Annotated in this window: 8 protein-coding genes; all 8 read right to left on the bottom strand. The window is 61.1% G+C overall.

Annotation, left to right across the window (positions count from 1 at the left end):
- Positions 1–174 precede the first annotated feature (174 nt).
- The 8 genes from yycI to dnaB all read right to left on the bottom strand — a co-directional run bounded on the left by yycI (position 175) and on the right by dnaB (position 11348).
- The gene (gene yycI, locus PA598K_RS03110) at positions 175–924 is read right to left on the bottom strand and encodes a two-component system regulatory protein YycI (protein ID WP_128655443.1); all 750 of its coding nucleotides are present in this window, start codon (positions 922–924) and stop codon (positions 175–177) included.
- A gap of 53 nt (positions 925–977) precedes the next feature.
- On the bottom strand, positions 978–2501 hold the full coding sequence (locus PA598K_RS03115; protein WP_260405242.1) for a YycH family regulatory protein: 1524 nt from the start codon (positions 2499–2501) through the stop codon (positions 978–980).
- Positions 2498–4333, bottom strand: a complete 1836-nt coding sequence (walK, locus tag PA598K_RS03120) for a cell wall metabolism sensor histidine kinase WalK (protein ID WP_128655472.1) — start codon at positions 4331–4333, stop codon at positions 2498–2500. The genes PA598K_RS03115 and walK overlap by 4 nt, the downstream gene beginning before the upstream one ends.
- Positions 4333–5061: a response regulator YycF gene (gene yycF / locus PA598K_RS03125; RefSeq protein ID WP_128655473.1), complete on the bottom strand. Its 729-nt coding sequence runs from the start codon at positions 5059–5061 to the stop codon at positions 4333–4335. The genes walK and yycF overlap by 1 nt, the downstream gene beginning before the upstream one ends.
- Positions 5062–5359: 298 nt before the next feature.
- A complete protein-coding gene (locus PA598K_RS03130; protein WP_128655444.1) occupies positions 5360–6910 on the bottom strand; it encodes a M23 family metallopeptidase in 1551 nt (516 codons plus the stop codon).
- Positions 6911–7047: 137 nt separating this feature from the next.
- Positions 7048–7926 carry a hypothetical protein gene (locus PA598K_RS03135; protein WP_128655445.1) on the bottom strand — a complete coding sequence of 293 codons (879 nt, stop codon included), beginning with the start codon at positions 7924–7926 and terminating at the stop codon, positions 7048–7050.
- A 613-nt stretch (positions 7927–8539) separates the two neighbouring features.
- Positions 8540–9826, bottom strand: a complete 1287-nt coding sequence (locus PA598K_RS03140) for an adenylosuccinate synthase (protein WP_128655446.1) — start codon at positions 9824–9826, stop codon at positions 8540–8542.
- 160 nt (positions 9827–9986) lie between these two features.
- Positions 9987–11348, bottom strand: coding sequence for a replicative DNA helicase (gene dnaB, locus PA598K_RS03145; protein ID WP_128655447.1), 1362 nt, complete (start codon positions 11346–11348; stop codon positions 9987–9989).
- Positions 11349–11517 lie beyond the last annotated feature (169 nt).

The raw sequence follows: 11517 nt of genomic DNA on the forward strand, positions 1-11517 counted from the left end.
CTGTAGCGCAAGAAACTTTCGTTGGAGCTCCCGAGGCGACGCTTTTCCGAGCTGGAGCGAAAGAAACTTTCGTTAGAGCACCTGAGGCGACTCCCACCGTCCACGCTACGTCGCCCTCTAGCGGAGCAGCTCGTCTCATTTCATCGGAATGAAGACCCATTAGCTACCCGCCTGTCACACCCCGTCTAAACTCACTGTGCTGCTCTCCGTCACGATGTCGCCACTGATCGCGTGCACGTAGATGGGCGGCTCTCCCTCGTCGAGCAGCACTCGCCAGAACGGCGCCGACACCTGCGTATCCGAGTCGAACATCTGGCCCTGATAGCCGAGCCGGATTTCCTGGATGTTGGAGCCCTCTTGCAGGAAGTTCTCGATCAGACTCTCGATTACCTGCAGCGCCGACAGCACTCTCTGCGCCTTGGCTTCGCCCGGCTGCACCTGATCGACCACGTCCTGACGATAGGCGATGATCTGCTGATTGCTATAATACAGCTCCAGCTTCACGTCGAACATCGGCAGCCCGTCATTCATCCGGTACAGGGTGAAGATGCCGTCGCTGCCTGCCGTCGAGTCGATGAAGGTATACTGATCCAGATGCGGGATCACATCGCCCAGTCCGCGCATCAGCTCCTTCTCCGAATAGACGATCGTGCTCGGCACCGGCTCCTCGAGCGTCTGCCGTTCCTCAGGCTTCGAGAGGAACCGATAGGTCAGATCGCGCAGCTCGGGCTTCTCCGAAGGGATGCTGCCGCTGAGCCGGATATTCTTCTCCTGCATCGTCCGCAGCGTCGCTGGCGGCAGGTCGCTCAGATCGGCACTGTTGTTCAGCCGCTCCCGCACATCCAGCCACAGCTGGTAGCCGAGGATGATATTAAGCAGTAGGAAGGAGAAAATCAACACACTCTTCGCCCGTCTCCAATCCATCGCGTCCCTGCCTCCTCTCGATTCGCTATTCGTTTGATGCTTTGGTGATGCAGCTACTCATCGCCGCTCGCAGGACTCGCTCCTTCGGCATCGCCTGCACGCTCGCTATCATCCGCACCCGCACCGTCGCCTTCATCCGCTCCACCGCTTGCAGGCTCACCGTCGCCCGCGCCGTCGCTTGCACGCTCACCGCCCGCGCCTGCCTGCTCCCCGTCACTCGCAGGAGCGACGCCCTCGGCGTCCTCCTCGACCGGCGTCACCGGGATCGCCGACTCGACCTGCGTGCCGGCAGGCAGCGCCTCCATGAGGATGTCCTGCGTGCCGTCCGCCAGCCGCACCGCCCACACCGGCACGAGCGAGATGCGCTGCTCCTCCAGCACCTTGGCGCGGAGCGCCGGGTAGAGCGCCCGCACCTCGGCCGAGCGCTCATACGCCTGCAGCCTCTGGATCAGCGCTTCACCAGCCGGCAGATAGCGGATCGTCTTCTCGACCTCGCCGCTCAGCGTCATGAGCGAGCGCTCATACTCGCCGACGATGCCGCGCTGCAGCGTCAGCCGGATCTGGCCGAAGCGCAGCGGCGGCTCCGTGATGATCGGCAGCGAGTGCCAGTATTGCTGGAACACGACGCCGCGGCCGCCCTCGGCGCTGCCCGGATTGACGAAGCGATGCTTGCCGTCCCAGCCGCCGTGCTGGTTGGTGAATTGCAGCCCCGCCATCACGTTCTCCGTCAGACTATTGAGATTGCCGGTCGAGGCGACGGGGTCGGTATAGCGCACCCATTGGCCATTCTGCTCGACCTGCAGCCCTTGCTTGCCATCCGTGTAGATCTGCGTGCCGCTGCGATCGCGGATCGTCCGCGTCACCGCCGGGTCCAGCGAGAGATTGCGCTGCATCTGCTCGGTTGTATACTTGTCGTACCCGATCACCGCCTGCACCGTCTCCAGCGGCTCCGTCGGTATATAGAGCATGCCGTCGAGCGTCCGGTAAGGCGGCCAGTACGAGCCGTAACCCACATACTCCTGGATATCGCTGATCGTCAGATCGGCCCGTACCGACTCATAGACGACCTGGCGATCCGAGCTAAAAAAGTACACCCGCACCTCCTCGCGGCCCTGCGGGTTGTAGATCCAGATCCGGTCGATCTGATCGCTCAGAAACTGCGGATCTCCCTCCAGCTTCAGCACGCGCTGCAGCAGCTCGACCGGCATCGCGCTGCCGAAGCGCAACTCCACGCCCAGATCGCGCGCCCGCACCTCGTTCCAGTCGACGATCGTCCGCACATTGCGCTGGAAGCCCTTGAATTCGCGGCCCCGCAGCTTCTCGAAGATCCGCTCGTAGAAGTTGGTGCCCGGGTAGAACACCGTATGTCGGTTCTCCCCCAGATGCAGCACCATGTCCTCGGGATAGACGAGATTCTCGATCCGCTCCTCCGGCCCCATCCGCTCCGTCTGCACGTAGTCCTGCTCGGTCGTCGTCGTCGTCCGCAGCGACGGCACGTTATAGGCGAGGAAGTAGCTCTGCACCAGACTCAGCGCCACCAGCACGATGAGCGCGCCTGTCTTGAACCGCTCTATCATGAGGATTCTCCCCCTTCCTCCAGCGCCGGGAGCGTAAAGGTGACGGTCGTCCCCTCGTTATACTCCGAGGCCAGCGAGATCGTGCCGCCGTGCGCCTTGATTATTTCCCGGGCAATCGACAGCCCTAGACCGGTTCCGCCCATATTCCGCGAGCGAGCCTTGTCGACTCGGTAGAACCTGTCGAATATCCGGTTCAGATCGCGCTGCGGGATGCCGATCCCGGTATCGGTGACGCCGATCGCGATGACGCCGGGCTCCGGCTTCATCGCAGCGATCTCGATGCGGCCGCCGTCCATCGTGTACTTGATCGCGTTGGAGACGAGGTTGTCGAGCACCTGGTCGATCTGGTCTCGGTCGAGCCAGACCGACGAGATGCCGCGCTCGACCCGCACCGACATGCCGATCGACTTCTGACGCAGCTGGAAGGAGAACCGGTCCGCCACCTCCTCGAGCATCTCCGGCACGCTCGTCGGCTGCCGCCGCAGCGGCGCCTGATTGGAGTCGAGCCGCGAGAGGTGCAGCAGGTCGGTGACGAGCCGGATCATCCGCTCCGTCTCGTTGCGGATGACGCCGACGAACCGTTCGCCCAGCTCCCGCTCCTGCATCGCGCCGTCGTCGAGCGCCTCAGCGTAGCTCTTGATCGTCGTCAGCGGCGTCCGCAGCTCATGCGAGACATTGGCGACGAACTCGCGCCGCGACTGCTCCAGCTTCTCCTGCTCCGTGACGTCCTGCAGCACCGCGATCGTGCCGACGGCGCTCTTGTCGCGACGGTAGATCGGCGTGAAGGTGACGCGGATCAGGCTGTCCTCCTTGTCCAGCGACGGCTCCATCCGCACGACCGCCGTATGCTCGATGCTCTGGACGAGCTCCTGCACCCGCTCCTCCGTCAGTCCGAGCAGCTGGCCGAGATATTCGCCGTCATGCTTCTTCACGCCGAGCATCTCGCGCGCCCGCCGGTTCGTGACGATGACCTGGCCGCGATCGTCGGCAGCGACGACGCCGTCGCTCATGTTGGCCAGGATCGAGGCGAGCTTCTCCTTCTCCTCCTCGTTGGCCGACAGCGCCTCGCGCAGCCGATCGGTCATATTGTTGAACGCCTGGCTGAGCTGGCCGATCTCGTCGTCGCCATACACCTGCACCCGCTGCTCAAAGTCGCCCTCCGCCACCGCCGCCGCATGGCGCGTCAGTCCCTTGATCGGACTGGTGATCGTATGCGCCAGCAGCACACACAGCACGCCGGTCATGCCGAGCGCGATCAGGATACCGGAGACGAAGATGCGGTTGACGCGATTGATCGTGTCGTTGACCTCGTTCATCGAGGCGACGATATAGACGGCGCCGACAATCTTCGCCTGGCTCGTGCCCGGACGCGAGATGACCGGCTTGGCGATTACCTTTTTGCGCACATTGTCCGTGTCGATGATGTCCTCTTCGTTGTTGCTGATGCCCTGCAGCGCCCGGTTGACGGCGAGCGTCGTATTCTTGCTGCCCACATACGACTGATGGGCGACCACCGACGTCGTCAGCACCTTGCCGCTCGCGTCGAGCACCTGGATCTCCGCTTCATTGATGCTGAACAGCGTACTGACCAGCCCGCGCAGATCCTCGATCATCTGCTCCTCCGTCAGCTGCGAGGGGGCCAGCTTCTGCTCGACCAGCCGGGTCAGCATGTCTGCTTGCTCGTTGAGGTTGTTGGTGAAGGAGGCGGTCAGCGATGTCTTCATCGTACTGATGAAATAAACGCCGATCAGTTGCATCGCAATGAGGATAAGCAACACGTAGATAATGATCAGCTTGACCTGGATCGTGCGGAAGAAGCGCGCGCCCTTCATCATCCGTATCCGAATCCGCCCGACTTCGGATTGCGCATCAGGTAGCCGAGGCCGCGGCGGGTGAGGATATACTCTGGCTTGCTCGGATCATCCTCGATCTTCTCCCGCAGACGGCGGATCGTCACATCGACCGTGCGCACGTCGCCGAAGTATTCGAAGCCCCACACCGCCTGCAGCAGATGCTCGCGCGTCATCACCTTGCCGCTGTTGCGCGCCAGATAGTAGACGAGCTCATACTCGCGATGCGTCAGGTCGAGCGGCTCGGTGTCCTTGTAGACGACATACATGTCAGTATCGATGAACAGGTTAAAAATCTTCAGCCCCTGCTTCTCGCTCTCGGCTGGCTCCTGCGACGAGGTGCTCTTCTGCTGGCGGCGCAGCTGCGCCTTCACCCGCGCCAGCAGCTCGCGCGTGCTGAACGGCTTGGTCACATAATCGTCCGCCCCCAGCTCCAGCCCCAGTACCTTGTCGAGCTCCGTATCCTTGGCCGTCAGCATGATGATCGGCGTCTGCAGCTTCAGCCGCACCTCGCGGCAGACGTCCATGCCGTCCTTGACCGGCAGCATCAGATCGAGCAGGATCAGATCCGGCAGCTCGCTCAGCGCCAGCTCCACCGCCGTCCCGCCGTCAAAGGCGCAGATGACCTGATAGCCTTCCTTCTCCAGATTAAACTTGATAATATCAGCAATCGGTTGCTCGTCGTCGACAACCAGGATTTTTCTCTGCATCCGTCGCACCGCCCGTCGCTTGTCCGTATTTTTGTATCGGTTATGCCGCTTGCCTGCATCCCTCGCCGCAGCCCGCGTTGTCCCGTTGGACATCCGCGCATCGGCTCGTTTGAACACTCGCTTGCGGCCATCAGTCGTTGCTGTTGCTTCGCTCTCTATTTTACCATATGTGGCGGGTGCGGTTATAGCCCATGTCGCCCTCGGGATAAAATAACATCGCCGCAGTGATTCCACTGCGGCGATGGGAGATTCGTATAAGTTCGGTATACTTTTTGGCGTATCGTTCTGTTCGCTTCGTTTAATCGTTCAGATACTTGCTCGGGTTCTGCGGCTCGCCGTCCTTGTGGATCTCGAAATGCAGATGCGTGCCTGTCGAGCGGCCGGTATTGCCCATGTCGCCCAGCTTGTCGCCCTTCTCGACGATGTCGCCCTTCTCAACGGAGAATGCGCTCATATGCGCGTAAAGCGTCTTGTAGCCGTTCTTGTGATCGACGATTACGGTCTTGCCGTAACCGTTGCGCGTACCGACAAATTCGACGACGCCGTGGTCGGAGCTCAGGATGCTCTTGCTGCCGACCAGATCGAGGCCTTTGTGCTGCCGGCCCCAACGCGGCCCGAAGCTGCTCGTCTGCCGCCAATTCTTGACCGGCCACGCAAAGCTGCCCGAGCCTTCGCCCGTGATCACCTTGGTGCCCTTGAGCACAACCTCCGTCACTGGAGGGACGATCACCTGCTCCTCGACCAGCTCCTCGTGCATCAGGTAGCCGTTCTGCTTGATCAGCTTGTAGGTGGCGAGCTTCTTGCCGGGCTGGCCTGGCCGCACGACCTTGGAGGTGCCGGCCATCAGCTCGGGATGCTCGCGGATCTCGATCGGCGTCTCGATGACGATCGATTCCTTCACCTGCTCGACCGTCTGCACGGTCACTGCCGGCCGTTCCACCGTCAGATCGAGCACCTGGCCGACATCGATCGTGTCGCCCTCGATCCACGGGTTGTTCTGGTAGATGACCTGCGAGGAGATGCCAAACTTGGTGGCGATACAGCCGATACAGTCGCCGGGCTGCACCGTGTAGGTGATCGGCTGCTGCGTGCCCTCGGCCAGTCTGCGGAACAGCTCGTCCTCGTCCGTTACCCGTTTCGGATCGACCTGCACGCGGTCGGTGCCGACCTCCTCGAGGATCTCGACTGCGGTCACCTCGCGCTCATCGGCGTTGGCGTCGACCTTGCTCTGCTTGTGCGAGAGCGCCATCACCTGCGGGCCCTTGGCCTGCACCGATTCGATCGCGTAGCGGTCCTGTACCTGCTGCAGCACCTTTTGCGCGGTCTGCTCATCCTTGGCGATGCCGATCAGCTTGCCGTTGACCTTCACCTCATAGCCGACAGCGTGCGTCGACAGTCGACTGCCGAGCGCCTCCAGCGCAGCCGCTGTGTCCGGCGCAGCCTTGAAGCCGCGGTCGCGGATATACGAGATGTCTCCCGCCTCCAGCTCCATATGTACCTGCGGATTGGCCTCGTACGCCTCGTGTAGACGTTGCTCTAGCAGCGTATCGACCGCGGCCGGGTCTGCGATCTCGCCGATCAGCTCGCCGTCCTGATAGAGATGGTAGTAGGTGACTGTATTCGCTTGTATATAGCGGTCGATGCCGTATCCGGCTGTCGCCAGCAGCAGCAGCGCTGCGGCGGTCATCCAGACGGCTTTGTGTCTTAACCAGCGTAAGGGATTGCCGCTTACCGTCAGTGGACGGCCTGTATCTTGCGCTTTGAGCTTGCGATCCTGCTTATTGGCAGCTTTCGCCTGGTTCGCAGGACCTACCTTACCATTCTTTGATGGGGGTGTTCCTAAGGTCATGATCTGCTCCTTTATGCTCATCCAGCTAAGTGTACTTGCCTCATCGAGCAGCTCCTTTAGTCCGGGGCGGCTCTCCACGACTTCTACTCTAGCATAGGCGAGAATAACAGATCAACAGACCTCACGGCCTTGTCACATTAATATTTACTTAGAATATTCATTAATTGTGCATATTCCTCATCATTCAGATACTGCGCCACGATCTGCTGCACCTGCGTCAGCTCCTGCTCCGTCAGGCCGTTTTCCATATAGGTCGAAATACTCTGCCACGCTTCCTGCGGTAGCTTGTTGAGCAGCAAGCCGAACATCAGCTGCTTGTCCGCCTCGCTCATCTGCTCCTTGGCCTCGGCGATCTCGCCCGAGGACATAACTGGCGTATCGCCGCTCGATCCGCCCTCGGCGCGCGTGCCGCTACCGCTGCCCGTCTCGGTCGAGAGCGGCGGGCCCTCCGCTTCGCCCCCATCGTCTGCTCCACTGCCGGACCCGCTCCCGGTCCCTGTGCCGCCTGTACCTCCGCTCGACCCGTCGATACTGCCGGACCCCGTGCCGCCTCTGTCTCCGGACGACTCGCCAGTGCTCCCGCTCCCCGTGCCTCCGGACGACTCGCCGGCGTTGCCGCTCCCTGGCTGATTGCTGCCAGGCGTCCCGTCCTGGCGGTCGGTCCCGAGATCGCTGCTAGCATCCTCTTCGTCATCCCCGCCGCGCATCCCGCCGGTGCTGCCGCCGCCGCTGCCCGCTCCCGTGCCGCCGAGCGCCGCCTCCTCGTCTTGGCCGGTCTTCCGGGGACCCGTCTGCTCCGCTGTCTCTTGCTTGCCGGTTGTCCGAGGCTCTGCGCCCCACAGCTTGCCCCAGATGCCGGACATCGCCATCGGCTGCACCTCCAGCGGCAGCTCGTATTGCTTAAGGATACTATCGAGATAACTTGTGACGATGAATCCCGCCGTCCAGATGGACAACACACTGACGATCAGGGCGGCAGCAACCGTCTTGCCTACCCACTCTGCTATCTTCCACATGTCTATCAGCCTCCCAGCCTTTTCCTTATAGCTACCAGTATGGGCAAGCTGACAAGCCGTCATTCGTCCAGCAGGCGAAATAACCGCCACAGCAACATGGCCCTGTTGCATAAGGGTGCTAGCACGAGTAGTGGGGCAGGTTTGGCAGCGAATGTTGGGGGGCGGTGTAACGGTCACTTTTGCGCCTTAGCGCCTCAATTGGCTCGCCTGCCGATTTTTCGCCGCTAAGGGTTCATTTTGTCCGTTAGAGCGAGCGGCTCCGTATCGGCCAGGCTCTCGGCCACATTGTAGTGTGGCACGGCACCCTGCAAGCGCTCGGGACCCTGCAGCTCGAGCAAGCCAAGTCGGCATGAGCTGCCCGCAGGCAATCCTGAACTTCAGCGCCCATGCCCACATGCTACTGGCGAGACCGTCGCCATTGCGGATCGCCCCCCGAGACGAGACATCGCCAAATAGAACAAAAAAGCGGCGCAGGGTGAGCTGGATGAGCTCCCTGCGCCGCGCCTGCGACTGCTGACTGCCTGCCCTGCGGGCAACGGCATTCTTATTAAACTTATCTACGATTGCCTACACGTAGATGGGACGCACTACGGTTCGATCGAGATACGAGTCCCTACACGTAGATCGGACGTACCACATTCGTCTGGTCGCGGTTGCGGCCGACGGAGAAGATCGCAATCGGGATGCCGGTCAGCTCGGCGACGCGGGCGACGAAGCGCTGCGTCGTCTCCGGCAGATCTTCCAGCTTCTTGGCGCCGGTGATGTCCTCGCTCCAGCCCGGCAGCTCCTCGTAGACCGCCTCGCACTCGGCTAGCATCTTGAGGCTGGCCGGGTAGTGCTCGATGATCTCGTCGCGGTACTTGTACGCGGTACAGATCTTGACCGTCTCCAGCCCGGTCAGGACGTCCAGCGAGTTGAGCGACAGGCCGGTGATGCCGCTGACGCGGCGGGCGTGACGGATGACGACGGTGTCGAACCAGCCGACGCGGCGCGGACGGCCTGTGACCGTGCCGTACTCGTGACCGGTCTCGCGGATCGTGTCGCCGATCTCGTCATGCAGCTCGGTCGGGAACGGACCGTCGCCGACACGCGTCGTGTAGCTCTTGGCGACGCCGATGACCTGCTGAATCTTCGATGGGCCGACGCCGGAGCCGATGCAGACGCCGCCTGCCGTCGGATTCGACGAGGTGACGAACGGATACGTGCCTTGGTCGATGTCGAGCATGACGCCCTGCGCGCCTTCAAACAATACTTTCTTATCCGAATCAATCGCATCATTGAGCACGACCGAGGTGTCGGTCACGTACGGACGCAGCTTCTCGGCATAACCGAGATAGTCGCGAATGATCGCATCGGCGTCCACCTGCTCGCCACCGTACACTTGCGCGATCACATGGTTTTTCTCCTCGACCAGCTTGCGCACCTTCGCCTCGAAGATGTCCGCGTCCATCAGGTCTGCGACCCGGATGCCGGCGCGCGCCGCTTTGTCCATGTAGCATGGACCGATGCCCTTGCGCGTCGTGCCGATTTTGTTGTCGCCCTTGCGGTCTTCCTCGAGTCCGTCGAGCACCATATGGTACGGCATGATCAGATGCGCGCGGTCGCTGATTTTCAGATTGTCGGACGAGAAGCCATGTCCATGGATATATTCGATCTCCTCGATCAGCGCTTGCGGGTTGATGACCATCCCGTTGCCGATGACGCAGACCTTATTCTCATTGAAGATTCCAGATGGAATCATCGTCAGCTTATATTTCTTGTTTCCGATAATAATCGTGTGGCCAGCGTTGTTTCCGCCTTGATAACGGGCGACGACATCTGCGCCCTCCGCCAGATAGTCGGTAATCTTGCCTTTGCCTTCGTCGCCCCATTGCGTCCCTACAACAACAACTGTTGACATCAGTCATTCCCCCACTTCAGTGTATGTACACACCGAAAATTACTGTCGCTGTTAAAAGACAGCACTTTCAGTGTAGCAGTCTGAATTTTACCTGTCAATCTAAAAGCGAACATTAATAGAGAGCCATTATCGAATGTTCGGAAATGGCTCATTTCATTCGTCAGGAAGCGACGCCCGGCTCTTGATGCGAGCGGTCGAGACTGACGAACTTATTGAAGTTTTTCAGGAATGCCAGTTCCACCGTGCCGACCGGGCCATTCCGCTGCTTGGCGATAATGATCTCGATGATGTTCTTTTTCTCGGACTCTTTGTCGTAGTAGTCGTCCCGGTACAGGAATGCGACGATGTCGGCATCCTGCTCGATCGATCCTGATTCGCGCAAGTCGGACATCATCGGGCGCTTATCCTGTCGCTGCTCGACGCCCCGGCTCAGCTGCGACAGCGCGATCACCGGCACCTCGAGCTCCCTGGCGATCTGCTTGAGCGTCCGCGAGATCTCGGATACCTCCTGCTGGCGGTTCTCGCCAGCCTTGCCGCGGCCCTGGATGAGCTGCAGGTAGTCGATGAGGATCATGCCGAGCCCCTTCTCCTTCTTGAGCCGCCGACACTTCGCGCGGATATCGGCGACGGTGATGCCAGGCGTATCGTCGATATAGATCTCCGCCTCGGACAGCGAGCCGATCGCCATCGTCAGCTTCTCCCAGTCGTCGCCCTCCAGATAGCCGGTCCGCATACGGCCGGCGTCGACGTTGGACTCGGCGCAGATCATCCGCTGGACGAGCTGGGCCGCCGACATCTCCAGCGAGAAGATCGCCACCGTCTCTCGCGCGCGCACCCCGACGTTCTGGGCGATATTGAGCGCAAACGCGGTCTTGCCGACCGACGGTCGCGCCGCTACGATGATCAGGTCATTGCGCTGGAAGCCAGAGGTCATCTTGTCGAGATCATGGAAGCCGGACGGGATACCCGTCGAGGTGCCTTTGTTAGTGTAGAGCTGCTCGACCCGGTCGAACACCTCCATCAGCACGTCGCGGATCGAGATGAAGCCGCTGCTGGAGCGTCGATTGGACAGCTCCATGATGCGTGCCTCGGCGTCGCTGAGCAGCGCGCTCACCTGATCCTCGCCGGCATAGCCGTCGGTGACGATCTGCGTCGCTGTGCGGATGAGCCGCCGCAGCATCGACTTCTCCTCGACGATCTGGGCGTAGTAGTCGACGTTGGCCGCGGTTGGCACGCCGCCGACCAGCTTGGCCAGGTAGCTGACGCCGCCGATCCCCTCGAGCTGCTGCCGGTCCTGCAGATAAGCGGTCAGCGTCACCAGGTCGATCGGTTGTCCCGCCTCGCCCAGCTCGATCATCGCATCGAAGATCTGCTGATGCTCAGCCGTATAGAAGTCCTCGGCCCGCACCCGCTCCATCGCCGTGATCAGCGCCTCGCCCTGCAGCAAGACAGCGCCGAGCACCGCCTGCTCAGCTTCGATATTCTGCGGCGGGACGCGGTCGTACATCATCTCGGGGTTCATGCGTTTACAGCTCCTTTTATAGAGGTAGTTCAAAAAGTTCGCTTTTGATCACGAAGTAACTCAGGATGCGGATTCGACATCGAAGATTGAAGGCAGTCGGAACTTCCGGTGCTCACGTAGCCCCAACTACGCTCCGCTCCTCATTTCCTCCTGCCTTCAATCTTCTCGG

Origin of the sequence: Paenibacillus sp. 598K (genome assembly GCF_003851045.1) — a bacterium.
Lineage (GTDB): Bacteria > Bacillota > Bacilli > Paenibacillales > Paenibacillaceae > Paenibacillus_D.

What these genes read in the sequence shown, in the direction of transcription:
- yycI (WP_128655443.1), bottom strand. Translation starts at nt 924, where the DNA reads ATGGATTGGAGACGGGCGAAGAGTGTGTTGATTTTCTCCTTCCTACTG.
- PA598K_RS03115 (WP_260405242.1), bottom strand. Translation starts at nt 2,501, where the DNA reads ATGATAGAGCGGTTCAAGACAGGCGCGCTCATCGTGCTGGTGGCGCTG.
- walK (WP_128655472.1), bottom strand. Translation starts at nt 4,333, where the DNA reads ATGAAGGGCGCGCGCTTCTTCCGCACGATCCAGGTCAAGCTGATCATT.
- yycF (WP_128655473.1), bottom strand. Translation starts at nt 5,061, where the DNA reads ATGCAGAGAAAAATCCTGGTTGTCGACGACGAGCAACCGATTGCTGAT.
- PA598K_RS03130 (WP_128655444.1), bottom strand. Translation starts at nt 6,910, where the DNA reads ATGACCTTAGGAACACCCCCATCAAAGAATGGTAAGGTAGGTCCTGCG.
- PA598K_RS03135 (WP_128655445.1), bottom strand. Translation starts at nt 7,926, where the DNA reads ATGTGGAAGATAGCAGAGTGGGTAGGCAAGACGGTTGCTGCCGCCCTG.
- PA598K_RS03140 (WP_128655446.1), bottom strand. Translation starts at nt 9,826, where the DNA reads ATGTCAACAGTTGTTGTTGTAGGGACGCAATGGGGCGACGAAGGCAAA.
- dnaB (WP_128655447.1), bottom strand. Translation starts at nt 11,348, where the DNA reads ATGAACCCCGAGATGATGTACGACCGCGTCCCGCCGCAGAATATCGAA.